Here is a 25,507-nt window from a genome sequence, read left to right as displayed (position 1 = left end):
CAGGGTTCTTTGGCTCCACTGTTCATTTTGTAAATTATCTATATTCTGTAGCAATGATAAAGGAATTACAGTTGCGTCTTTCTCCACGTGAGGCATCATTGTTGTCTTATATAAAGGATATGTGTGCGGGGGAGACTGCGGTGGACATTAATCGTATAAAGAAAGTGCGGATATTGAAGCGCAGCATAGATGCCCGGCAGCGTAATATTTTTGTGAACCTGAAAGCGAGGATATACATCGACGAAAATCCGCAAGAACAGGAGTTTGTCGAAACAGAATACCGCGACGTGTCAGACTGTCCGCAGGCGGTAGTCGTGGGAGCCGGACCGGGAGGATTGTTTGCCGCGCTGCGATTGATAGAACGGGGAATACGTCCGGTTGTGGTGGAACGAGGCAAGAATGTGCGCGAGCGGAAGACCGACCTTGCCATGATAACAAAGACAAACCGTGTCGACCCTGACAGTAACTATTGCTTCGGAGAAGGAGGAGCCGGGGCATATTCTGATGGCAAACTATATACTCGCTCTAAAAAACGCGGTTCGGTGGAAAAGGTGTTGAATGTGTTTTGCCAACATGGTGCGTCTACCGACATTCTCGCAGACGCACATCCGCACATAGGCACCGACAAACTGCCGCGTGTAATCGAAGCCATGCGCAACACCATTATCGAATGCGGCGGAGAGGTATATTTCCGGACGAAGATGACATCGCTTGTCATGGAGAATGACGAGGTGAAAGGAATTGAAGCCATTAATCTTAACACGGGTGAAGAGAAAATTTACAACGGTGCGGTAATTCTTGCAACGGGGCATTCTGCGCGCGACGTATATCGTTACCTTCGAGGTTCGGGCATAGAGATTGAGCCTAAAGGACTTGCTGTCGGTGTACGTCTTGAACATCCTTCGCATTTGATAGATCAAATACAATATCACAACCGCGAGGGCAGGGGAAAATACCTGCCGGCGGCAGAATATAGTTTTGTAACACAGGTGGACAGGCGCGGGGTGTATAGTTTCTGTATGTGTCCGGGAGGCTTCGTTATACCTGCCGCTACGGGAGAACGTCAGATAGTGGTAAACGGCATGTCGCCGGCAAACCGCGGAACAAAGTGGAGCAACAGTGGCATGGTGGTGGAATTGCGTCCGGAGGATGTCAACGGGAACGACCCTTTGCGCATGATGACATATCAAGAACGTTTGGAGGAGTTGTGCTGGCAGCAGGGGAATATGAGGCAGACGGCATCGGCACAACGAATGGTTGATTTTGTTGAGAAACGCGTTTCACACGACCTGCCGAAAAGCAGTTATGCTCCTGGACTGATTTCTTCGCCTTTGCATTTCTGGCTTCCTGATTTTGTTGCCCGCCGTCTCCGTGAAGGATTTAAAACTTTCGGGAGCAGGAGTCGCGGTTTTCTTACCAACGAGGCGTGTCTCATCGCCGCAGAAACCCGTACCTCTTCGCCGGTACGCATATTGCGCGACAGCAATACGCTGATGCACATAAGACTTCGCGGACTGTTCCCGTGCGGAGAAGGAGCGGGATATGCCGGAGGTATAGTCTCGGCTGCCATAGATGGCGAGCGGTGTGCAGATATGCTTGCAGACATAATGTCATAGCATCTTGTTTCCGTTTTGTGCCATAACGTGGAGCAAAACAGGCGAATTTATTCATCAAAACAGGCGAAATTGCTTACCAATTCCGCCTGTTTTGCTTTACTTATGAACACGTATTGATTATCGCATCGTGCTTGTTATTCTATTCTTATGGTGTCGCCTTGTTTTAGTTCGCCAGAGAGTATCTTCTCGCATACCACATCTTCAATGTGGTTTTGTATGGCGCGTTTCAGCGGTCTTGCACCAAATTGCACATCATATCCTTTTGTCGCGACGAACTCTTTTTTCTCTTCTGAAACAAAGAGAGTATATCCGAGTGCTTCGATACGTTTGTACAGTCCTTTAAGTTCTATTTCTATAATCTTCTTTATTGCTTCGAGATCAAGTTGATCGAAAGTGATTATCTCATCGAGGCGGTTGAGGAACTCCGGCGAGAATTGTTTCGAAAGGCTTTTCTGTATTATGCTCCGTGCATATTCCTTGTCGCGTTCGTCCATTGAAAGACCGGTACCTCCGGCGTTGAAACCCACTCCGCGTCCGAATTCTTTCAGTTGTCGCGTGCCGGCGTTGCTCGTCATTATGATTACGGTGTTTCTGAAATCAATCAGTCTGCCGTTGCCATCGGTAAGTCTTCCCTCGTCAAGAACCTGAAGAAGCATGTTGAAAACGTTGCCATGAGCCTTCTCTATCTCATCGAGCAATACGATGGAATATGGTTTGCGTCGCACTCTCTCCGTGAGTTGTCCGCCTTCCTCGTACCCCACATATCCCGGAGGAGCGCCAACGAGTCTCGAAGTATTGAAACTTTCGGAATATTCGCTCATGTCTATTCGGATAAGAGCGTCTTGCGAACCGAACATCTGCTCGGCGAGTTTCTTGGCAAGATATGTTTTGCCGACACCCGTGGGTCCGAGGAACATGAATGCGCCGATGGGGTGATTAGGCTCTTTAAGTCCGACACGGTTGCGCTGTATTGCCTTCACCATTTTCTCTATTGCTTTGTCTTGTGCCACCACGTCTGCCTTTAATTCGTCTGCCATGCGGCACAGTCTTGCACCTTCCGACTCGGCGATACGCTGCACCGGTATGCCCGATGTCGTTGCCACAACGTCTGCCACGTCTTCTTCATTCACTATGTCTCGTGTGTTTTTGTTCCCTTCCGACCATAGTTTGTTCTCCCGTTCCAATTCTTGTTCGAGTTGAGACTGTTCGTCGCGACATCTGATTGCTTTTTCGAAATCCTGATTTTTAACCGCAAGATGTTTCTCTTTGTTCATTTCTTCGATTTTCTTTTGCAGTATGGTTATCTCTTCCGGGATTTCCGCATGTTGCAGATGTACGCGCGAGCCAGATTCGTCCATGGCATCTATGGCTTTATCCGGGAATGCCCTGTCCGTAATATACCGTTCTGTCAGTTTGACACATGCCTTCAATGCCTCGTCGGTATATTTCACATGGTGGTGCTCCTCGTATCTGTCCTTTATGTTATTCAGTATCTCGAGAGTCTCTTCCGGCGTTGTCGGCTCCACCAAAACCTTTTGAAATCGTCGTTCCAAAGCCCCGTCTTTTTCTATCGAGTTACGGTATTCATCGAGTGTCGTGGCACCAATGCACTGTATTGTGCCGCGTGCGAGAGCCGGTTTCATTATGTTTGCCGCATCCATTGCACCCGGTGCCCCTCCTGCTCCGACTACTGTGTGTATCTCGTCTATAAACATTATGATGTCAGGGTTTTGCTCCAACTCTTTCAACAGAGTCTTTATGCGCTCTTCGAATTGTCCCCGGTATTTTGTTCCGGCAACCATTCCTGTCATGTCGAGACTTACTATCCGTTTCCCGAACAGCACCGGCGAGGTTTGTCTTTTTGTTATCAACTGTGCCAATCCTTCTACTATGGCACTCTTGCCAACTCCCGATTCTCCTATTAATATCGGGTTGTTCTTCTTTCGCCGGCACAATATCTCGATAACCCTTTGTATTTCTTTGGTACGCCCTACCACCGGGTCGAGTTTGTTTTCGCGTGCCGCTGCGGTCAGGTCTGTTGAGAAAGCATCTATTACGGGTGTCTTCCCCGAGGTTTTTCTCGTTTGTGTTTTGTTTGCAGTCCGTTTCTCTCCCGATGCGTTTTCGGACTGTTCAATTTCCTCCTCGTCCTCCTCGTCGGGGAAATCGATACCGTCTGTTGTCTTGCTTTCTTTCTTTCGGAAATATTCCAATGCGTTGTTATATGTCATGTCGTTGCTTTCCAAAATATCTTTCACCCCGTTATCCGCGTTGTCGTGCAGCATGGCGAGCAGCAAGTGTTGTTCGTCAACAATCTGTGTGCGTTGCAACCTTGCTTCGAGTACGGCAAGGCGCAAGATGTTGCTTGCCTTATCGTCAAGATAAGGTTCGTCTGCGATTATTTGTTTCTCTGATTCGTTGCTGTGTATTTTCTCCTCAAGCGATGCCTTTATTTCGGCTATGTCTATGCCCATTATGTTGAGGAACTCTTTTACGGGGCTGTTTTTCCCCCTGAGTATTCCCAGCATGATATGTTCGGGCATGATTGATTTGCTTGTCAATCTCTGTGCCTCCTCCTTGCTGAATGCGAGGATTTCCGATACCTTTGGTGACATTTGGCTTCTGTTTGCCATATATTATCCTTTTTAAATATTCTTCAATTACTATAATTATCCATCTAAGTATTAAACAAACATTATGCCAATCTATTGTGTCATTCTTCCATAATGTGGCGACGGGCATCAAGCATGCTGTCCTTTTCTTGTCTTTGACAGATTGTCATATATACTTGTTATTGTTATTTGATTATACGTTAATTCATGTTTTTTTATTTGTCTTGTAATCAAAGTTGTAAGTTTGACAGTGTTGTTTTTCACTTTTTCTTGTTATCTTTGCGCCATGAAACAAGCAATGATATTTGCTGCGGGAATGGGAACACGCCTTAAACCGCTTACCGACTTTATGCCGAAAGCATTGGTGGAGGTTGGAGGGCGACCGCTTTTGTACCACATCGTGATGAAATTGAAGGCTGCTGGGTTCGAGCGCATAGTGGTTAACGTGCATCATTTTGCGGATATGATAGAGCGTTATGTAGAAGAGAACGACAGTTTCGGAATGGACATTCGTTTCAGTGACGAGCGCGACAACTTGCTTGACACGGGCGGAGGGATAAGGAAAGCACTACCTCTGTTTGATGCCGGCAGTCCTATTCTTATTCATAACGTGGATATTCTCAGTAATGTGGATTTGTCTGCGTTTTACGAAATGTCAAATAACAACGATGCCACGTTGTTAGTAAGTAGGCGCAAAACGAAACGATATTTGCTTTTTGACGACCGTATGTCGTTGAGAGGGTGGACGAACGTGGAAACCGGAGAGGTGAAGATGAGCAAAGAATATGCGGCAGTTGATGCAGGCGATTTGTCCATGCTGGCGTTCAGCGGCATTCATGTCATCAATCCTTCTGCGCTGTCATCTTGTCTTGATGAAATGCCGGAGCGTTTCGGAGTGATAGATTTCTATTTGAAATGGTGTGGCAAACATGATTTCAAAGGTTTTGTGAAAGAAGATCTCAATTTGCTTGATGTGGGGAAACTTGACACTGTTGACCGTGCGGACAGATTCTTGTCCGATCTGTATAGTATTAAAAATATCAATTAACTAATATGCAACAAAAAATAATAATATTAGATTTCGGAAGCCAGACAACGCAACTTATAGGAAGGCGTATCCGTGAAATGGACACTTTCTGCGAGATTCTGCCGTACAATAAATATCCGGAAGACGATAGTGATGTTATCGGAGTGATACTCAGCGGGTCGCCTTATTCGGTACATGACACAGAGGCTTTCAATGTGGATTTGAGCCGTTTCGTGGGACGCTTGCCCGTTCTCGGCATTTGTTATGGAGCGCAGTATATAAGTCATACGCTCGGCGGGAAGGTGGAGAAAGCAAACAGTCGCGAGTACGGGCGTGCCAACCTGCAAGAGTTCGATGGCAACTGTCCTCTGTTCAAGGGCTTTGACGTTAACTCGCAGGTGTGGATGAGTCATGGGGACACCATCACCAAGATACCCGAAGGATTTCATCGTGTGGCATCTACTGAAGATGTTGAGTTTGCCGCATACAGCAACTATTCCCAATGTTCCACATCCGGTGTTCAACCAATCTTCGCCGTACAGTTTCATCCGGAGGTGTTCCACAGCGTTCAAGGTTCGTTGCTGCTGAAAAATTTTGTGATTGATATTTGTGGTAGCCGTAAGGAATGGAGTGCCGCATCGTTCGTGGAGACTACCGTAGAGGAACTTAAAAAGCAGTTGGGCAACGACCGCGTGATACTCGGACTTTCCGGAGGCGTTGACTCTTCGGTATGTGCCGTGCTTTTGAACAAGGCGATAGGAAAGAACCTGACGTGCATTTTCGTAGATCACGGAATGCTGCGCAAAGACGAGTTCAGAAAGGTAATGAACAGTTATTCCACCCTCGGACTTAACGTTATCGGCGTAGATGCCTCAGAGAAGTTCTTCCGTGACCTCGCCGGAGTTGAAGAACCGGAACAGAAACGCAAAATTATAGGTAGGGACTTTGTCGAGGTGTTCAATGCCGAAGCAAAGAAAATTACCGATGCACGGTGGCTCGCGCAAGGCACGATATATCCCGACCGCATAGAGAGTCTTAATATTACGGGCAAAGTTATCAAGAGTCATCATAATGTGGGAGGGCTGCCCAAGGAGATGCACCTTAAACTTTGCGAACCGTTGCAATGGCTTTTCAAGGATGAGGTGCGCCGTGTGGGCAGCCAACTTGGCATGCCGGAAAATCTTATAAAACGTCACCCGTTCCCCGGCCCGGGACTTGCAGTACGTATCCTTGGTGAGATAACGCCGGAGAAAGTGCGTGTGCTGCAGGAGGCAGACGATATTTTCATAGAGGGATTGCATAAATGGAAAGCAGAAGACGGTTTGCCGTTGTACGACCATGTATGGCAGGCGGGAGCGGTACTTCTTTCAACAGTGCGTTCTGTAGGGGTGATGGGAGATGAACGAACCTACGAAAACCCGGTGGCACTGCGTGCCGTGACAAGCATGGATGCCATGACAGCCGACTGGGCGCACTTGCCATACGAGTTCCTTGCAAAGGTCTCAAACGAGATTATTAACAAGGTAAAAGGAGTTAACCGGATATGTTATGACATTTCCTCAAAACCGCCTGCCACGATAGAATGGGAGTAAGGAGACGTTGAAAAAGCCGAAATGCCTTTTATGAGAAAGACATGGATGGCGGTTTGACGAAACAAAATATAGACATGATGAAGAGTGGCACAGCAGAGTATATGGTTAAGACAACATACCATTCGCCATGCGGAAATATTTATTTGGGTGCCGTGGCGGAAGGGTTATGTTTTGCCAAATGGTCTCCTCTGGATTTTGGCGAAGAGGGATTTAATGAAGTGTTGGCAAAAGCCGTGTGCGAACTTGATGAATACTTTGCCGGCAGAAGGCGCGAGTTTGACGTTACTTTGTGTTATGTTCGCGGAACAGACTTTCAGAAAAGGGTTTGGGATTTGCTGAAAACAATAAAATACGGCAAAACAATTTCTTACATGGAAGAGGCTCGGAAATATGGTAACGTAAAGGCTGTGAGAGCCGTGGCTAATGCCAACAGGTGCAATCCTCTGTCAATATTCATACCATGCCACCGCGTTATAGGCAGCGACGGGTCGCTGACAGGATATGCCGGCGGCATTGAGAAGAAACGTTTCCTTCTGAATATGGAAAGTAATATTATATAATGTAATTAGTTTTTTTAAATTAATTATCTGTATATTTATGGTCGTTTTTCAATCAGTGTGTTGTATTTAAGAAATAATGTGGCAGACTGTACGACCGATTACATCTGTCAGAATGACGAAAAATGGAAATGAAGATACGGATAAAGTAAAAGCAGATAAAACCATACATACATATATAAAATTATTTTTGAATACTTATTTAAGTAAATAACCATGCTTGGAAAATTTTTTAAATGTGTGACTTACTGCATGTTTTCGGTGACGATGATATTGCTTCTTTCATGCAGTACGAAGCAGGGGGCGATAAACGACCTGCGTTCTTTTTCGTACGAATTGCGTGACAATAGCGCATACTACGATGTGAATGATTGGAAAGAAGCCTTGAACAAATTTGCGAATCTGCGAGACAAGATAAGCAGGTACGGATATACCGCTGAGGAATACCGTACCATAGGACGACTGGAAGGCGAGTGCGCAGGTTATATGGTGAAAGGAGCAAAGGATGGAATTATAAACCGTATCGGTACATGCGCGAGTGAGTTGGAAGGAATGTTGGAAGGCATTCTCGAAGGAATGGGGAGCGAGTAGAGGGGCATGAGACACGGTGTTTCCCGAAAATAAATGTCTCTGCCCTTTATTATAAATTGCTTTCAAACATCATTAATGGAAAGAAAATACAACAGGTATGGGCAAAGTTGACAGATGTAAACATGATTCGGACAGCCTTTATGGCATTTTGAATACTTACATTGTGGATGTAAGCAACCGTATGTCATTGGGATTTTGCGTGTGTATATGTTCTTTTTTTCTTGTTTTTTGCACACTTTCGCTCAATGCACAGACGCATAAAACAGGCAAATGTCCCAAAGTTGGGCTTGTTCTTGGTGGAGGCGGTGCAAAGGGAGCCGCACAAGTCGGGGTGCTGAAAGTTATAGACCAAGTGGGTGTTCCAATTGACTATATAGCGGGGACGAGTATCGGTGCAATCGTCGGCGGACTTTATTCCGTGGGATATAGTGTTGAACAACTCGACTCTCTCTTTCGTAACGAGAGATGGATAGATCTTTTCGCTAACGGTAGTGTACTCGAACTTCTTGAGGATATGGTGGGACGTAATGACTCGATAGATTTCTCGTGCCTGCCGATTCCGTTCAGATGTGTTGCCGCAGACTTGAGAAAACATCAGGAGGTGGTACTGAAAAGTGGCAACCTCGCACAATCCATGCGTGCCAGTATGGCCATACCGGGGGCTTTCAAGCCTGTTAAGATTGACGGGCGGGTACTTGTGGATGGCGGAATGTTCAACAATCTGCCTGTCGATGTGGTGCGAGCAATGGGCGCAGACATCGTGATTGCGGTAGATCTTGCGCAGAATAAGCACGAGACTCGCGACTTCTCATTAAAGGAGACGTTGGGTATAGGCGGATTGCTCGATTGGTTGGTGTCGCGCCCCGATTGGAAAAAGCACAATGAGAACCGTGAACTTGCCGACCTTTATATAAACCCGCGGCTTGACGGATATGGTGCGGCGAATTTCAATAAGAAAGACATAAACCGCATGATTGAGATAGGAACGGAGACCGGTAATGCTTTCAGGAAAGATCTTGAGGAGATAAAGAGACGGGTGATGTCGGAGAAATAGAAAGAAGCCGTTACCACATTATGTTGAAGTAACGGCTTCTTTTGTTTTGTCAAAATGTAATACTTGTACCTATTCCATCACCGCGTCATGGATAATCTCACCCAATGTCGGGTGGATATGAACCATGTCGGCAAGTTGACTTATGGTGGTATCGCGGCACATCAGTACGCTTATTTCCTGAACAATGTCTGCGGCATGAGGTCCGAAACAGTGGCAGCCGATAATCTTATCATTATTGTCGGCAATGATTTTCAGCATTCCTTCTGTCTCGTTCATAGACAATGCCTTACCGTTGGAGCGGAAGAATGCCTTGCGACAGGTGTATTCCACACCGTTTTCCTTGCAATAGTCTTCGCTCACTCCTACGCATGCAGCCTCCGGACGGGTAAATATCGCAGCCGGCATGATGTCGAGACGAATGTCGGACGACTTTCCGAGGATTTCGTTAACAACCATGTAGCCTTGCATTGTTGCCGCATGAGCCAGCATCTGTCTGCCATTCACGTCTCCGATGGCATAGATGCCTTCTACGTTGGTGTGCATTCGGCTGTCCGTGGTAATGCCATTCGGCGAGTATTCGATGCCGGCTGCCTCAAGTTTTAGCCCGTTGATATTGGGCTTTCTGCCTGTTGCCACGAGCAATATCTCGGCTTTTACGGTATCTTCCTTACCTTTTCTTTCAAACAAAATGCCATCGCCGCTGATGCGTTTCACGGCAGATTGCATGCTGAATACAATACCTCGTTTTTCGAGTTGCTTGCGAAGTCGTTTCGCAATATCGCTGTCCACTGCGGGTAAACATTCTTTCAAGAACTCTATTACCGTGACTTTGCTGCCGAAACTGTTGAAGATTGAGGCAAATTCCATGCCGATTACACCTGCACCAACTATGGCAATGCTCTCCGGAACATGGTCGAGTTGCAGCATCTCGGTGGATGTCGATACCACGCTCATGTCTATTTCGGCATGTGGCGGCATTTTGGGTTTCGAGCCGGTGGCAATGATTATTTTGGATGCCGAGTACTCCTCGTCGCCCACACACACCGTGTGTGCGTCTTTGAATGAGGCATGTCCTTTTACCATTGTTATTCCCGGCATTGACATCAGTTGCTCTACTCCGCTGCGCAACCGCCCGATGACGTCTGCGAGTCGTTGTCCGACGTGAGCATAGTCAATCTTTGCCGACGGCATGGCAGTTTTCAACGTTTCTAACACATCAACCTCATGGCAGAGTGTCTTGGTCGGGATACATCCTTCGTTCAGGCATGTTCCACCGGCGTGACACTCTTCGATGATGGTCACTTTAAGTCCGTTCTTTGCTGCATAGGCAGCGGCTTGGTATCCACCGGGACCGCTGCCTATTATAATAATGTCACTGTTCATTCTTCAGTTGTTTGTATGTGATGATGGGATGTTTTGCAGCAAGAACGTCGTCAACACGTCCGATAGGTGTGTTGCGTGGAGCACTCTTCACTATTTCGGGAGTCTCCTTTGCTTCTTCCGCAATCTTTCTCATTACTGAAATGAAACTGTCGATTGTCTCTTTGCTCTCATTCTCAGTCGGTTCTATCATCATACTCTCATGGAAGAGAAGCGGGAAATAGATTGTCGGTGCATGGTATCCGTAGTCAAGCAGTCGCTTGGCAACGTCCATTGTGGTAACACCTGTCGATTTGTCTTTTAGTCCGTTGAATACAAACTCATGCTTGCATACTCCCGGAATGGGAAGTTCGTAAACATCTTTAAGGTTTTCCTTAATATAGTTTGCATTCAGCGTGGCAAGCGGTCCTACCATCTTCATGTTCTCTTTACCTATGGTGAGGATATAAGTAAATGCCCTCAGTATTACGGCAAAGTTCCCGAAGAACGCGCCAATGGAACCAAGCGATGTGTCGTCTGCATCACATTCTCCTTTAAGACATTCCGGCGTTGCGGTTTTCACGGCAAGACTTCCGTCTTCTTTCAAGATTACGCGCGGGGTGGGAAGGAATTTCTCCAGACCTTCGCGTACTCCTATGGGACCGTCTCCGGGGCCTCCTCCGCCGTGAGGTGTTGAGAAAGTTTTGTGAAGATTGATGTGCATTACATCGAAGCCCATGTCTCCGGGGCGTGCAACACCAAGCATTGGGTTAAGGTTTGCGCCGTCGTAGTACATCAATCCGCCGTGTTCATGTACGAGTGCCGCAATCTCGTGTGCGTGCTTCTCATACAGACCGAGTGTGTTAGGATTGGTCATCATCATTGCCGCAATGGTGTCGTCGAGTTTTGTTTTGAGGTCTTCAACATCGACCGTTCCGTCCTCAAGACTCTTTACCTCTACCACATCAAGTCCGCAAACTGCAGCCGATGCGGGATTGGTGCCGTGAGCCGAGTCGGGTATCAGCACCTTTGTGCGTTTCATGTCTCCGCGACTTCTGTGATAAGAACTGATAACCATCAATCCCGTAAGTTCTCCGTGGGCACCTGCGAAAGGATTGAGCGTAAACTCGCTCATGCCTGTCAGTGAACACAACATTTCTTGAAGACCATAATAAACCTCAAGTGCTCCCTGACAAGTTTCTGCCGGTTGCAGTGGGTGTAACGATGAGAATTCGCGCATGGCGGCAACTTCTTCGTTGATTATGGGATTGTACTTCATGGTGCATGAACCAAGAGGATAGAAGCCGTTGTTTACTCCGAAGTTGTTCCCACTAAGGTTTGTATAGTGTCGAACCACGGTAAGTTCGTCACACTCCGGCATTTCGGCATCTACGGTACGACGCATTGCTGCGGGCAGTTCTTTTACGGAATGACCGCCGAAATCGTTCTTTGGCAGCGAATATCCTTTGCGTCCCTGACGCGACAGTTCGAAAATCAGGTTGCCATACAGTCTGTTATTCATTGTGCGTCCTCCTTCATTAGTTCTACAAGTTCGTCAATCTCATGTTTTTGTCGTTTCTCCGTGACGGCGAGCATCAGCGTGTGTTCGTCTATCTTCACGCCCGCGAGGTAGCCGGCAGCAATGCATCGGTTCTGCAAAACATCCACATCTCCATCGTATCTCACGCAGAACTCATTGAAGAACGGCTGGTTGTATGCCGGTGTGAAGCGTCCCGTCTTGACGAGTTCGTCGTACAGATAATGTGCTCCTGCATACGATATTTCAGCTGCTTCTTTCAGTCCTTCTTTACCCATCAACGACATGTAGATTGTCACGTTGAGTGCCATGAGACTCTCGTTGGAGCAAATGTTAGATGTGGCTTTCTGTCTGCGGATATGCTGTTCGCGTGCTTGCAGTGTCAGTACGAATGCGCGTTTGCCGTTGGTGTCCTGCGTCATGCCTACGATACGTCCCGGCATCTTGCGTATAAGTTTCTCGCGGCAGCACATGTAACCTACATACGGACCTCCGAACGACATCGGTATGCCGAGGCTTTGTCCGTCTCCGACGGCAATGTCTGCCCCCCATTCGCCCGGTGTTTTCAGCACGGCGAGGTCGGCGGCAACGCTGTTCATTATCATCAAAGCCTTCTTCTCGTGTATGTCATCGGCAAAACCGGAGTAGTCTTCAACTATTCCGTAGTAGTTTGGCATTTGCAGTATTACGCCTGCCACACCGCCTTCTGCAAGTCGGCGATGCATGTCTTCTCGGTCGGTCACGCCTTCCTTCTCGTCAATCAGTTCAACTTTGAAACCTTGATACTTTGCGTATGTTTCAACCACGCGCAGAGTTTTGGGGTCAACTGTACGACTTGCCAATACCTTTGTGCATTTTTTGCCGGAAGCCATTGCCATTATGGCTGCTTCGGCAGTTGCCGTCGTTCCGTCGTACATTGATGCGTTTGCAATTTCCATACCCGTCAATTCTGCCATCATCGACTGATATTCGAAAATGTAGTGCAACGTTCCCTGAGAAATCTCCGCTTGATACGGAGTGTAACTCGTAAGGTATTCCGAACGTGAAATGATGTTGGGTACAACCGCGGGTATATAATGGTCGTACACTCCTGCACCTGCAAAGGAAATCAACTGGTCGTTGAGCAGTCCGAAATATTCTAACAACTGTCTCACTTCGAGTTCGCTCTTTGCCTCGGGTATGTCATAATCGCCTTTGAAGCGTATGCTTTCAGGCACGTCGGAGTACAACTCTTCGAGCGAGTTTACTCCGGCGACCTTCAGCATCTCTTGGATTTCTTCCTCGGTATGAGGGAAATATTTGAACATGTCTGTATAGTTCGTTAGATTTGTTAAGTATTATAATCCTGTATCGGCAAGGATAGAATCAGTCCTGCGCCTCACAGAATTTAGCATACTCTTCCGCACTCATCAGATTGTCAAGTTCTGCCGTGTCAGAGAGTTCTATCTTGATTATCCAGTTGGCGTATGCGTCTTCGTTGATGCTTTCGGGTTTGTCCTCGAGAACCTCGTTCACCTCAAGCACTGTTCCGCTTACCGGCGACTTGAGGTCGCTTGCAGCCTTAACGCTCTCTACTGCACCGAAGTCTTCGTCTGCCTCCACTTCGTCGTCAACCTCCGGCATATCCACATAAACAACGTTTCCGAGTGCATTCTGTGCATAGTCGGTAATACCGATGTAAGCAACGTTACCTTCAACTTTTACATACTCGTGACTCTCTGAATAGTAGAGTCCTTCAATTACTTTTGCCATAATGTTTGTTATTTTAAGATTTTTTATAATGTTTGTCGTAGAATCTCTTCTTTACCACTGTTCCGGGGAACACCTTTTTCCTTACCTGCACTCCGAGTTCTGTACCCAATTTTGCATGTGCCGCATCGACCAATGCCATGCAGACGCTCTTGCCGGTGCTGATGGAATTGTATCCGGTGGTAACCTCTCCGACCTTTTCGCCTTCGAACATGACTGCATAACCGTTGCGCGGAATGGCTCGGTCTGCAAGTTCTATTCCGATAACTCTTTGTTTGGGTCCTTCGGCCTTTTGTTTCTGCAATGCTTCTTTGCCGATGAACTCCTGTTTGTCGAATTTGCAGAACATGCTCAGGCCCGCCATTACGGGTGTGATGTCGTCGCTAAGTTCGTCGCCGTATAGCGGCAGACCAACTTCGAAACGCAACGTGTCGCGGCAACCGAGACCGCAAGGCAGGCATCGCTTGCTCTCCATCAGTTTCTCCCATGCACGTACGATGAATTTGTTGGAGCCGTAGATCTCGAATCCGTCTTCTCCGGTGTAGCCCGTACGGCTTAGTATAATAGTCTCTCCGTCGATTTCAACCCTCTTTGCCGTGTAGAACACGAGATCCTTGCATTGCAGTCCGAGAACTTCCTCGGTGACTGTTTCTGCTTCCGGCCCCTGTACTGCCAACTGTGCGTAGTAGTCGGAGCAGTTCTTCACTTCCACATCGAAACCCTCGGCATTCTTCTCTATCCATGCCCAGTCTTTATCGATGTTTGCGGCGTTTATTACGAGGAAGAAATCCTGTTCGCCCATTTTATATACGAGCAGGTCGTCAACCGTACCTCCGTTTTCGTGACACATCATTCCGTAGAACACTTGTCCCACCGGTGCGCCGGTCACATCGTTGGTAAAGAGATGGTTTACATAACGTTCTGCTTCGTTGCCTTTAACGGTAACTTCGCCCATGTGTGAAACGTCGAATACTCCGCATTTCTGACGCACTGCGTTATGTTCCTCAATGATTGTTGAATACTGGATAGGCATGTTGAAGCCTGCAAATGGCTGCATCAATGCTCCAAGAGCCACATGATTGTCATAAAGACATGTTTTTTTTATTTCCATTTTGATTAAAATATTTTTATAAAAAGTTTGTTCCCGGTTTATCTATTGTTTGTCATCAACACTTGATGCTCATTATTGCATCGGCAATGTATTCCTTGTAAGTGTTAACATTAATTTCGCCGCCGTTGTCTGCCAGGGCATCCGTTATTCTTTCACGATTCAGCGGTATTCCTCTCAACGAGTTCCTTATTGCGTCAGTGCAGTCCGAGACGAAGAAGTCGCTTTTAAGGTCGATGTCTTTTATTATATCGTTTTTAACAGTCATTCTTGCCTCTATCTTGCCCTTGTCTCCAATCTTGTGTTCGAGTTTTATCCTGTATTCGGGATTTTTCCCGTAAATAAACCCGTCGCCCAGATATTCCTTTTCAATTTCCTCTATCTTTTTCACATCATCGGCGGTAAGCGTCTTTGTTGAGTCGCATATACTTTCGATTATCGATTTTCGCACTTCTTCGATACTCATCGTGGTATGATGTTTCAGCAACGTTATGCGACTTCTCGTGCTTTTCACCCCTTTGCTCTCCGGCTTTTTGCCTTTTGGGGTTATACTTTCCGTCATGTTTCGCATGTCCGTATCGTATAGCAAGGTGCCGTGTACTACGCTTCTTCCTTGTATGTGGTAGAATGCGCTGCCGCTTACCTTGCACCCGTCTATCAGAATATCGTTCCGCCTGTCTGCCGTTACGGGTATTCCGATGCCGTGCAACGCACCTACAACCATCATTATGTATCTGTTGTAAGTGAGACCGACGTGGTTGCTGCTTGTCACGAACGAGAGCATCATGTTGTCCTTGTCGGCATATATGCAACCTCCGCCGCTTTTCCTTCTGAACATTTGCACGCCGTTGTCTCGGCAATATTCGGTGTTGACCTCGTTTTCTATCGACTGGTTTCTCCCGAAAATCACAGAAGGCGCAACCTGCCAGATGAAGAAAGCGTCGCGTACCTCAACTTCTCTTGCAACATATTCTTCCATGGCAAGGTAGAAACTCGTTTTGCGTTCTTTCTTGCTTGGAAGTTCTATATATACCATTCCGGCTGTTCTGGGTCGTTTTTCGTAATCATAGATTTGCGTTTGCAAATATACAAAAAATATTTATCATGCAAACTTTATTTGATATGAAAAAACATTAAAGGACGTTTTATCATTAAACAATGGCGGCACAAGATGGTGCAATGCGGTGTTTTGTGGTTGTTGCACTACATGTTAAGTCGTATGTTCAAAATAAATCTTATGTGTCGTATGCGGTTTTGCCTGCTTCCATTTTATTTCTGTATTAACGTTTCTTTTTCGTCATTTTGCCGGCTGTCGTGGATTGTACGGCATGCCACACTCTTTATTGCATATAACGTATCCGCAGAAAGACAAACGTGAACATACCGGCAATTGAATCTGAATACATGTCTGTTACATCGTTTTTGCAAATGTATCGTTCCGTCTTCGAAATGTTCCTACATTGTAAATTAGGCGGTATCGCTCTTCAATTTAGGCGAATTTGCTTTGCGATTTGGGCGATATTGGTCGGCAAAACCGCCTGTTTTGATTTGCTGCATCATATTTCATGTAAGGCATTATGTCGTATAAAAAATCCGAAACCATGTCTCACGGCACGGTTTCGGTCATTTTAATTACCTATGTGTAAAATTATTTGTTTTTAATCAAGTCGCGTATTTCCGTGAGAAGTTTCTCCTCGGCAGATGGTTCCGGTGCGGTTTCCGGCTCCGGTTCTTTTTTCTTGCTGAGTTTGTTCATTGCTTTAATCATCAAGAAAATGCAGAATGCGATTATGAGGAAATCTATTATGCTCTGAACGAAAGCTCCATACGCAAATACCGCAACACCCTTTTCTGTGGCTTCTGCAAGCGAATTTACTTTCTCGTCGCTTAAATTTACGAACATGTCATTGAAATTGACACCGCCGGTTGCAAGTCCCACAAGCGGCATTATTATGTGGTCAACGAGAGACGTGACAATCTTGCCGAATGCACCTCCGATGATGACACCCACCGCCATGTCCATTACATTGCCCCTCATGGCAAACTCTTTGAACTCTTTTATAAATCCCATTTCTCTTTTCTATTAAGTTAAACAAATTCAAATATACTTTTTTTGATTGTTGCGACTTTTGGTGTTAACGTATAAAGTGCAGTTCGTTTTTAATATCAGTTTCGAACATTAAAAATACTTTTTAAAAATAATTAATGCGGAAACATGATGCAAATATATATAAATTTTGTAACTTTGCACACAGAAACGATAAAAAAGTTTTTAAAAATAAGGTTTTTTCTTGATTTTATGTCACGAAAAAGTCCTTGCACTGTAAAAACAATGCAGTTTATGCAAGATTATTTTGAATATATTATTTAACCCTTTTAATGTACTAAAATAAAAATGACAAAGATTGGTATTAATGGTTTCGGTCGTATCGGCCGTTTCGTTTTCCGCGCTGCTCAGACACGCGACGACATTCAGGTAGTGGGTATCAACGACCTCTGCCCGGTAGATTATCTCGCATACATGCTGAAGTATGACACAATGCACGGTCAGTTCCGTGGAACAATCGAGGCTGACGTGGAAAACTCAAAACTCATTGTCAACGGCAAGGAAATACGAGTTACGGCAGAACGTAACCCGGCTGACTTGAAGTGGAACGAAATAGGGGCGGAATACGTTGTTGAGTCAACAGGTCTCTTCCTGACACAGGAAAAGGCACAGGCTCATATCGAAGCCGGTGCTAAATATGTTGTTATGTCTGCTCCTTCAAAGGATGCCACACCAATGTTCGTTTGCGGTGTGAACGAAAAATCGTATGTCAAGGGTACGCAGTTCGTTTCAAATGCTTCTTGCACAACCAACTGTCTGGCTCCGATAGCCAAGGTGCTGAACGACAAGTTCGGTATCACCGATGGTCTCATGACGACTGTTCACTCTACTACCGCCACACAGAAGACTGTTGACGGTCCGTCTATGAAAGACTGGCGCGGAGGTCGTGCCGCAGCAGGCAACATCATACCGTCTTCTACCGGTGCTGCAAAGGCTGTGGGTAAAGTTATCCCCGAACTGAACGGTAAACTGACAGGTATGTCCATGCGTGTTCCTACTTTGGACGTTTCTGTTGTTGACCTTACCGTAAATCTTGCCAAGCCTGCAAAGTACGAAGAGATATGCGCTGCCATGAAAGAGGCTTCGGAAGGCGAACTGAAAGGTATTCTCGGTTACACCGAAGATGCTGTGGTATCTTCTGATTTCCTCGGCAGTCCGTTGACTTCCATCTTCGATGCAAAAGCAGGTATCGCACTGACAGACACCTTCGTTAAGGTTGTTTCTTGGTACGACAACGAGATTGGATACTCTAACAAGGTACTCGACCTCATCGCACACATGAAGAAAGTTAACGGATAAATCCTCAGACTTATCACATAGAATAAAAATCGTCACACGAACAGGCTTAATTGCTTGTTTGTGTGACGATTTTTGTTGTCTTGTTATGTTGTTGTATTTTTCATTGTTTACGGTTTCACATATATTGTATTTAAGGAATACGGTTAAACCCCAATCGGTCATTAGACCGCATTTGCTTAGATTTTCTATTGTCGTTACGCTTCCCAACTGTTTAGTCCGCTTGCTGACATCTGCGAAACTGTTTCATCTCGACGCAGCCCGCTATGCCCTCAATGAAACGGCTGCACATCTGCTCAACAATCGAACAAAATCGGTTGAGGTAATGACCGATTTGGGTTAAAATATTCTGCTGTTTTTCTTTTGTTTCCATATATTTCATTAATTTTGTAACCTAAAATATTTGTTTTATGTATGGAATGCTAATAGGATTGTTGATACCTTTATTGGGCACTATGCTCGGTTCGGCATTTGTCTTTTTTATGAAAAGGGAGATGCCCGTGTTGGTACAGAAATCTTTGCTTGGCTTTGCTTCCGGAGTTATGGTGGCAGCATCGATTTGGTCGTTGATTATTCCGGCTATGGAAATGTCTGAAAGTGATGGCAAATGGGCAGTACTTCCCGCAGCACTCGGTTTCACTTTTGGTATTGTCTTTCTGCTTGTGATAGATTATGTTACCCCTCATTTGCATATCGATTCGAATACTCCTGAAGGGCCGAAATCTCGTCTTTCCCGCACTACGATGTTGTCTCTTGCCGTTACGATACATAATCTTCCTGAAGGCATGGCTGTCGGAGTTGTCATTGCCGGTTCGTTGCAGGAAGGTATTGGTATTTCAACTGCCGCGGCATTGGCAATGTCTTTGGGAATAGCAATACAGAATGTTCCGGAAGGAGCGATTATATCTATGCCCATGAGAGCAGAGGGGAACAGTCGGTTACGTTCGTTCGTGATAGGCAGTCTGAGCGGGGTAGTGGAGCCTGTCGGTGCCGTATTGGTAATCCTTTTGGCATCGATAATGACCCCGATATTGCCTTACCTTTTGGCATTTGCCGCAGGTGCAATGTTTTTTGTCGTGGTAGAAGAACTTATACCGGAGGCCTCCGAGGGTTCCCACAGCAATCTTGGTACGATAGGTTTTTCCGTTGGGTTTGTGCTTATGATGGTGCTTGATGTTATATTGTCGTAATCGTCAATGCGATATAAAACACACAAAGGCTGCATGTCAACGTACATGCAGCCTTTGTGTGTTTATGTAATATGTTATCCGAGATATTTCATCAGAATTTTGGCATTACCGCTGTCACGAAGTTTGGCAATGCTCTTTTCCCGTATTTGGCGTACACGTTCACGGGTAAGTCCGAGTTGATCCCCGATCTCTTCAAGTCCTTTCTCCGGACATCCGATACCGAAACATTCGCGGATAATGGTTATCTCTCTGTCTTTCAGCACTTTGGTGAGTACTGTTTCGAGTTCTTGAGCCATCGATTCATGGTCGACATAGCGGTCTGTGCGGCTGTCATCTCCACTTGCCATGACATCGAGCATGCAGTTGTCTTCGCCATCTTGGAAAGGAGCATCGATGCTTACATGATGTCCGTCGGCAGCAAGACTCTGTCCGATTTTCTCCTCGTCGATATTGGTTTTTTCTGAAAGTTCCGCTATAGACGGGTGACGTTGGTTCTGTTGCTCGAATTTGTTGATTTCGTGGTTTATCTTACTGAGAGAGCCTACTTGGTTTAATGGCAGTCTTACTATGCGACTTTGTTCGGCAATGGCTTGCAGAATACTTTGGCGAATCCACCATACGGCATACGATATGAATTTGAATCCGCGTGTTTCGTCAAATTTCTGGGCTGCTTTTATCAACCCGATATTGCCTTCGTTTATAAGGTCGGTAAGTGTCAGTCCTTGGTGTTGGTATTGTTTTGCGACCGAAACAACAAAGCGCAAGTTGGCAGTCACTAACTTGTCTTTTGCTTTCTCTCCTTCACGCCCACCTTTTTTTATCTTCTGTGCAAGTTCGATTTCTTCATCGATTGAAATAAGCGGAGCACGCCCAATTTCAACAAGGTACTTGTCAAGTGCCTCACTCAAACGGTTCGTAATACTCTTTTGAATCTTTAGTTGTCTCATGTCCTATTATCCCTTAATATATTTGAATCATTGACAGTCAAAATAAATGGCCAATGCTTGGCGAAAAACATTGCAAAATTAGGAAAAATATCATTAAGTTGTACTCTGAATATGAGTTATTTATTCTTTTTTAACTGTCGATTGATTATTTCAAATTGGTCTGTTTGCTGATGTGAATATTAGAGAATGTTTAAACCCCATGACCGGGATTATCCGGCCATGGGGCAAAACATTTCATTGAACGTTATTTGTTTTATTCGTCCTTCTCAAGTTTTGCTTTCAATTCTGCAAGTCCTGCGATGTCTCCGAGTGTAGTGCTTGCTGCGACATTGTTGATAGCAGAAGCAGCCTCTTCTTTCTTTGGAGTGCGTGCCTTGCGTGCCGCTTTCTTGGCATCTTCCTTAACGTCTTCGAACGTACGACTGTGAGAAAGAATTATACGCTTGGTTTCCTTCACAAATTCAATTACCTTGAATTCAAGTTCTTCGCCAAGTTGAGCTTGTGAGCCGTCTTCCTTTATGAGATGTTTCGGAGTGGCGAAACCTTCACCACCTTCGTTCAGTGCGATGACTGCACCACGGTCTATGACTTCGGTAATCTTACCGGTGTGTGTTGATCCCGGTGTGTAAAGAGTCTCGTATGTATCCCAAGGATTGTCTTCGAGTTGCTTGTGACCGAGCGAAAGACGACGGTTCTCCTTGTCTATCTCGAGAACGATAACATCGATTTCTGCACCTACTTGAGTAAACTCTGACGGGTGCTTGACTTTCTTTGTCCAAGAGAGGTCGCTGATATGGATAAGTCCGTCAACACCTTCTTCAAGTTCAACAAAGATACCGAAATTGGTGAAATTGCGTACCTTGGCTGTGTGTTTGCTGCCAACAGGGTATTTGACTTCAATGGTTTCCCATGGGTCTTCTTTGAGTTGCTTGATACCGAGAGACATTTTGCGCTCCTCGCGGTCGAGTGTGAGGATAACTGCCTCTACCTCGTCTCCAACTTGCATGAACTCTTGTGCGCTGCGCAAGTGCTGACTCCATGACATTTCTGATACGTGGATAAGACCTTCTACGCCGGGGGCAATCTCTACGAAAGCACCATAGTCTGCCATTACGACAACCTTGCCGTTAACGTGGTCGCCCACTTTCAAATCTGCGCTGAGTGCATCCCATGGGTGCGGATAGAGTTGTTTCATGCCGAGTGCGATGCGTTTCTTCTCATCGTCGAAATCGAGTATTACTACCTTTATCTTCTCCTCGAACGATACAACTTCGTGCGGATCGCTTACGCGACCCCATGAAAGGTCGGTAATGTGAATGAGTCCGTCAACACCTCCGAGGTCAACGAATACACCGTAAGATGTGATGTTTTTGACAGTTCCTTCAAGTATCTGACCCTTTTCGAGTTTGCTGATGATTTCTTTCTTCTGTGCCTCAAGTTCTGCTTCTATGAGTGCTTTGTGCGAAACTACGACGTTGCGGTATTCCTGATTGATTTTCACAACCTTGAATTCCATGGTCTTGCCTACGAATACGTCATAGTCGCGTATAGGATGAACGTCAATCTGGCTTCCCGGCAAGAATGCCTCGATGCCAAATACATCTACGATCATACCGCCCTTTGTGCGGCATTTCACGTAGCCCTGAATGATTTCGTTGTTGTCAAGTGCTGCATTAACACGCTCCCAACTCTTGCTGATGCGGGCTTTTTTGTGCGAAAGCAACAACTGACCTTTGCGATCTTCTTGGTTGTCAACGTAAACCTCTACGATGTCTCCAACCTTCAAATCCGGATTGTAACGGAATTCGCTGGCTGAAATGATACCGTCGCTCTTGTAACCAATGTTTACGATAACTTCTTTTTTGTCAATGGAGATAACCTTTCCATTAACAACTTGATGTTCTGAAACCTTGTTGAGGGTTTCGTCGTAAGCCTTTTCAAGTTCTTGTTTGCTTACATTTGAACTTTTGCCATTCTCGAATTCTTCCCAATTGAAATCTTCCAATGGCTGAACGTTCTTTAAATTTGACATAAAAAATAATTAAAGTTGTTGTTAATAAAGTTAGACTTTATGTGAATTAATATATGCTGAACGGAAAAACCGCAAAGCGAGTGCAAAATTACAAAAAAGATTTCAAACGACATTATTATACTATAAGTCTTTGTTCTACAATGTTCTTATATGCCGGCATTTTAGAATAATTTAACTATATGGTTTGTTTTAAACGTGTTATGTTAAACAAACTTTGTCAAATTAACAGACTGTTATAAAAGAAAACCGCCAAACTCAAAGAGTCCGGCGGCAATTTTCTTTGCTTTTTGTTCAGAGCACTATTTACTTAACAGAATCGTTCTGTGTGCTATCTGCGGGAGTCTGGACAGAATCAGTCATTGCAGAGTCATTCATTGCAGTAGAGTCTGCCATGGGTGTCTCCTGCTTTGCTTTCTGATCACAAGATGCAAATGAGATAGCTGCAATAGCTGCGAACATTAAAACTAACTTTTTCATTTTCTTTGCTTTTTAAATCTGTAAAACAATCATTTGTTTATTAAAACGATGCAAAGGTAAGCATTTTTTTAATACGTTGTCTCTTTTTTTGTGAACTTTTTTATGATTATCTTGTAACTTTTTTATAATGACTTGATAATTAGCTGCTTGTAAATACTAAATAAATGTTAATCTTTTTATTGGCTTAACTTGTATTACCAAATAATCGTTTTTTAGACATTATTTCGTACCTTTGCAGACGTAAAGGATTTTTTCTTTGCTTATGTATATATAATTAAGGTATATGATAGATAGTTCCGTATTTCAAAATAAGACTGCCAAATATATTACGTTGGGTTGCAAGTTGAACTTTTCGGAGACTTCCACTTTTGGTCAGATGTTGCAAGGAATGGGTGTCCGGGTTGCCAATAAAGACGAGAAAGCCGATATTTGTTTGATAAATACATGTAGCGTTACTGAAGTTGCCGACCATAAATGCAGACAGGCAATACACCGTTTGGTCAAAGAAAATCCTGATGCTTTTATCGTTGTGACCGGTTGCTATGCTCAGTTGGCTGCCAATGATGTGGCGAAGATACCCGGTGTGAGTCTTGTGTTGGGAAGTAACGAGAAAGCGAGTTTGGTTCAGTTCCTTTCAGAAGAGTGGGGGAGTAAGTCGGAAGGTGTTGTGCACCGAATGGAGAGGACAAAGGATATTGTATCGTTTGCCCCTTCCTGCTCAAAGGGAAACCGCACGAGATATTTCCTTAAGGTTCAGGACGGATGTGATTATTTTTGCACATATTGCACCATTCCGTTTGCGAGAGGTTTCAGCAGGAATCCTTCCATCGACTTTCTTGTAGGGCAGGTGAAACAGGCTGTTAGTGAGGGAGGTAAAGAGATAGTCCTTACGGGAGTCAATATCGGTGATTTCGGAAAGACGACAGGCGATAGTTTTCTTGATTTGCTCAAAGCATTGGATGAAATTGATGGAGTAAAGAGGTATCGTATCAGCAGTATAGAGCCAAATCTTCTCACTGACGATATTGTCGCATTTTGTGCCGGCAGCAAATGTTTCATGCCGCATTTCCATATACCGTTGCAGAGCGGCAGCGATGAAGTGTTGCGACTTATGCACCGCCGATACGATTCTTCATTGTTTGCACATAAGATAAATCTCATAAAGGAGTATATGCCGGATGCGTTCATAGGGGTTGATGTAATGGTTGGCACGAGAGGTGAAACGCAGGAAAGATTCGAGGAATGTTACCGATTGCTTGAGAAACTTGATGTCACACAACTTCATGTATTCCCATATTCCGAGCGTCCCGGTACGGCTGCACTTAAGATACAGCATGTGGTAAGCGACAAGGAAAAGAAAGCGCGTTCAGCGATTTTACTGGGATTGTCGGAAAGTAAAACGCATTCTTTCTATGAGAAATATATCGGTTCCGAGGCAGAAATACTTTTGGAGAAAGCGGCAAGAGGCAAGTTTATGCACGGTTTCACGCGCAATTATATTCGTGTAGAACTTCCTCCGAAGTTTGCGAGCGAAGAACTTGACAACCAACTTGTCAGAGTAAGATTAGGTGATTTTAATCACAACGGATCGGCTCTGAAATGTGAGTTGCTTTAAAATAAATACCGGATTATGGATAAAACGGCAATAGTGATATTGAATTGGAATGGCGAGAAAATGATGAGGAAGTTTCTCCCGTCCGTAGTTAAAAATTCTCCGCAGGCAACAATATACATTGCAGACAATGCGTCTACCGACGGCTCTTTGGGGTTGTTGAGAACCGAATTTCCGGAAGTGAAAACAATAATTCTCGATCGTAATTGGGGTTTTGCCGAGGGATATAATAAGGCTCTGCGCGAGGTTGATGCGGAATATTATGTGTTGTTGAACAGCGATATAGAGGTTTCTCCGCAATGGCTTTCTCCGTTGTTGAATTTCATGGAGTCTGACAAAAATGTTGCAGCATGCCAGCCTAAGTTGCTGTCTGAGTCTGACAGAGATTCGTTTGAATATGCCGGTGCAAGCGGCGGATTCATAGACAAGTACGGCTATCCATTTTGTCGCGGACGTATATTCGACGTGGTGGAGCGTGATAATGAGCAATACGACGAGCCTTGCGAGATTTTCTGGGCCACGGGAGCATGTCTCATGATACGTGCAAAAGACTATTGGGAGGCAGGCGGACTTGACGGAAGATTTTTTGCACACAACGAGGAAATCGACCTTTGCTGGCGTTTACGTTTGTTAGGCAGAAAAATATATTGCATTCCTGCGAGCCGTGTTTACCATGTGGGCGGCGGTACGTTGCCCAAAGGCAATCCACGTAAAACATTCCTGAATTTCCGAAACAATCTTACCATGCTTTACAAGAATCTTCCGAAGCAAGAATTGCGTCATGTAATGTTCGTCCGTTGGATTCTCGATTACGTTGCAGCATGGCATACATTGTTGCTAAATGGCAACGTGGAAGATTTCAAGGCTATCCATAAAGCTCGTCGTGCTTTCAGGAAATGGAGAAAAAGTTTTGACGAGGAGAGGGAAAGAATACGTTCGTCTGCCATATTGCAAGATATTCCCGAACAACGAAAGTTCTGTATTTTATGGCAATATTATGTGCGGAAACGCAGGTTTTATTCGGATTTGAAGTGAAAAGTTGCT

General features: G+C 45.2%; 22 protein-coding genes. 11 read left to right on the top strand and 11 right to left on the bottom strand.

Going from position 1 to position 25,507, the window contains the following annotated elements; genetic code table 11:
• Window positions 1-53 precede the first annotated feature (53 nt).
• Window positions 54-1,616: an NAD(P)/FAD-dependent oxidoreductase gene (locus EII32_RS04960; RefSeq protein WP_125234337.1), complete on the top strand. Its 1,563-nt coding sequence runs from the start codon at window positions 54-56 to the stop codon at window positions 1,614-1,616.
• Window positions 1,617-1,750: 134 nt separating this feature from the next.
• Here the strand turns inward: EII32_RS04960 and EII32_RS04955 are convergent, their stop codons facing one another.
• On the bottom strand, window positions 1,751-4,249 hold the full coding sequence (locus tag EII32_RS04955) for an ATP-dependent Clp protease ATP-binding subunit (protein WP_125234336.1): 2,499 nt from the start codon (window positions 4,247-4,249) through the stop codon (window positions 1,751-1,753).
• 265 nt (window positions 4,250-4,514) lie between these two features.
• Here EII32_RS04955 and EII32_RS04950 point away from each other — a divergent pair, with 265 nt between their 5' ends.
• The 5 genes from EII32_RS04950 (at window position 4,515) to EII32_RS04930 (ending at window position 9,049) form a co-directional block, all read left to right on the top strand.
• Window positions 4,515-5,276, top strand: coding sequence for a nucleotidyltransferase family protein (locus EII32_RS04950; RefSeq protein WP_125234335.1), 762 nt, complete (start codon window positions 4,515-4,517; stop codon window positions 5,274-5,276).
• A gap of 5 nt (window positions 5,277-5,281) precedes the next feature.
• A complete protein-coding gene (gene guaA, locus EII32_RS04945) occupies window positions 5,282-6,847 on the top strand; it encodes a glutamine-hydrolyzing GMP synthase (protein WP_125234334.1) in 1,566 nt (521 codons plus the stop codon).
• A gap of 101 nt (window positions 6,848-6,948) precedes the next feature.
• The gene (locus EII32_RS04940; RefSeq protein ID WP_410524566.1) at window positions 6,949-7,407 is read left to right on the top strand and encodes a methylated-DNA--[protein]-cysteine S-methyltransferase; all 459 of its coding nucleotides are present in this window, start codon (window positions 6,949-6,951) and stop codon (window positions 7,405-7,407) included.
• A 213-nt stretch (window positions 7,408-7,620) separates the two neighbouring features.
• Window positions 7,621-7,995: a hypothetical protein gene (locus EII32_RS04935; RefSeq protein WP_233582306.1), complete on the top strand. Its 375-nt coding sequence runs from the start codon at window positions 7,621-7,623 to the stop codon at window positions 7,993-7,995.
• 148 nt (window positions 7,996-8,143) lie between these two features.
• Entirely contained in the window at window positions 8,144-9,049 is a 906-nt protein-coding gene (locus EII32_RS04930; protein ID WP_233582305.1) for a patatin-like phospholipase family protein, read from the top strand.
• Window positions 9,050-9,118: 69 nt separating this feature from the next.
• Here the strand turns inward: EII32_RS04930 and lpdA are convergent, their stop codons facing one another.
• The 7 genes from lpdA to mscL all read right to left on the bottom strand — a co-directional run bounded on the left by lpdA (window position 9,119) and on the right by mscL (window position 16,873).
• Window positions 9,119-10,432, bottom strand: a complete 1,314-nt coding sequence (lpdA, locus tag EII32_RS04925; RefSeq protein WP_125234333.1) for a dihydrolipoyl dehydrogenase — start codon at window positions 10,430-10,432, stop codon at window positions 9,119-9,121.
• Complete coding sequence (gene gcvPB, locus EII32_RS04920; protein ID WP_125234332.1) at window positions 10,422-11,930, bottom strand: aminomethyl-transferring glycine dehydrogenase subunit GcvPB; 1,509 nt, start codon at window positions 11,928-11,930, stop codon at window positions 10,422-10,424. Before gcvPB ends, lpdA begins: the two co-directional genes overlap by 11 nt.
• Window positions 11,927-13,252 carry an aminomethyl-transferring glycine dehydrogenase subunit GcvPA gene (gene gcvPA / locus EII32_RS04915; protein WP_125234331.1) on the bottom strand — a complete coding sequence of 442 codons (1,326 nt, stop codon included), beginning with the start codon at window positions 13,250-13,252 and terminating at the stop codon, window positions 11,927-11,929. The genes gcvPB and gcvPA overlap by 4 nt, the downstream gene beginning before the upstream one ends.
• Before the next feature lie 58 nt (window positions 13,253-13,310).
• Window positions 13,311-13,697, bottom strand: a complete 387-nt coding sequence (gene gcvH / locus EII32_RS04910) for a glycine cleavage system protein GcvH (protein ID WP_125234330.1) — start codon at window positions 13,695-13,697, stop codon at window positions 13,311-13,313.
• Window positions 13,698-13,710: 13 nt separating this feature from the next.
• The gene (gene gcvT / locus EII32_RS04905; RefSeq protein ID WP_125234329.1) at window positions 13,711-14,805 is read right to left on the bottom strand and encodes a glycine cleavage system aminomethyltransferase GcvT; all 1,095 of its coding nucleotides are present in this window, start codon (window positions 14,803-14,805) and stop codon (window positions 13,711-13,713) included.
• Between the two features lie 55 nt (window positions 14,806-14,860).
• Window positions 14,861-15,838 carry a lipoate--protein ligase gene (locus EII32_RS04900; RefSeq protein ID WP_125234328.1) on the bottom strand — a complete coding sequence of 326 codons (978 nt, stop codon included), beginning with the start codon at window positions 15,836-15,838 and terminating at the stop codon, window positions 14,861-14,863.
• Between the two features lie 612 nt (window positions 15,839-16,450).
• Complete coding sequence (gene mscL / locus EII32_RS04895; RefSeq protein WP_125234327.1) at window positions 16,451-16,873, bottom strand: large conductance mechanosensitive channel protein MscL; 423 nt, start codon at window positions 16,871-16,873, stop codon at window positions 16,451-16,453.
• Between the two features lie 324 nt (window positions 16,874-17,197).
• Between mscL and gap the strand changes: the two genes are divergently transcribed.
• The 3 genes from gap (at window position 17,198) to EII32_RS04885 (ending at window position 19,395) form a co-directional block, all read left to right on the top strand.
• On the top strand, window positions 17,198-18,208 hold the full coding sequence (gene gap / locus EII32_RS04890; protein ID WP_125234326.1) for a type I glyceraldehyde-3-phosphate dehydrogenase: 1,011 nt from the start codon (window positions 17,198-17,200) through the stop codon (window positions 18,206-18,208).
• Window positions 18,209-18,380: 172 nt separating this feature from the next.
• A complete protein-coding gene (locus EII32_RS12085; protein WP_158611128.1) occupies window positions 18,381-18,548 on the top strand; it encodes a hypothetical protein in 168 nt (55 codons plus the stop codon).
• A 67-nt stretch (window positions 18,549-18,615) separates the two neighbouring features.
• On the top strand, window positions 18,616-19,395 hold the full coding sequence (locus EII32_RS04885; protein WP_125234325.1) for a ZIP family metal transporter: 780 nt from the start codon (window positions 18,616-18,618) through the stop codon (window positions 19,393-19,395).
• 74 nt (window positions 19,396-19,469) lie between these two features.
• Here EII32_RS04885 and EII32_RS04880 read toward each other — a convergent pair whose 3' ends face one another.
• From EII32_RS04880 to EII32_RS04870, 3 genes are all read right to left on the bottom strand, one after another.
• Window positions 19,470-20,342, bottom strand: coding sequence for an RNA polymerase sigma factor RpoD/SigA (locus tag EII32_RS04880; RefSeq protein WP_125234324.1), 873 nt, complete (start codon window positions 20,340-20,342; stop codon window positions 19,470-19,472).
• 253 nt (window positions 20,343-20,595) lie between these two features.
• Complete coding sequence (gene rpsA / locus EII32_RS04875; RefSeq protein ID WP_125234323.1) at window positions 20,596-22,374, bottom strand: 30S ribosomal protein S1; 1,779 nt, start codon at window positions 22,372-22,374, stop codon at window positions 20,596-20,598.
• A gap of 303 nt (window positions 22,375-22,677) precedes the next feature.
• A complete protein-coding gene (locus EII32_RS04870) occupies window positions 22,678-22,851 on the bottom strand; it encodes an entericidin (protein WP_125234322.1) in 174 nt (57 codons plus the stop codon).
• 283 nt (window positions 22,852-23,134) lie between these two features.
• Here EII32_RS04870 and mtaB point away from each other — a divergent pair, with 283 nt between their 5' ends.
• Both mtaB and EII32_RS04855 read left to right on the top strand, forming a co-directional pair.
• A complete protein-coding gene (gene mtaB / locus EII32_RS04860) occupies window positions 23,135-24,466 on the top strand; it encodes a tRNA (N(6)-L-threonylcarbamoyladenosine(37)-C(2))-methylthiotransferase MtaB (RefSeq protein WP_125234321.1) in 1,332 nt (443 codons plus the stop codon).
• Window positions 24,467-24,481: 15 nt separating this feature from the next.
• Window positions 24,482-25,498, top strand: coding sequence for a glycosyltransferase family 2 protein (locus EII32_RS04855; protein WP_125234320.1), 1,017 nt, complete (start codon window positions 24,482-24,484; stop codon window positions 25,496-25,498).
• Window positions 25,499-25,507 lie beyond the last annotated feature (9 nt).

Source organism: Prevotella sp. OH937_COT-195, assembly GCF_003932845.1.
Classification (GTDB): Bacteria; Bacteroidota; Bacteroidia; order Bacteroidales; family Bacteroidaceae; genus Prevotella.
The sequence above is the reverse complement of the archived record's forward strand: the minus strand, read 5'-3'. Positions and strand labels throughout refer to the sequence as shown.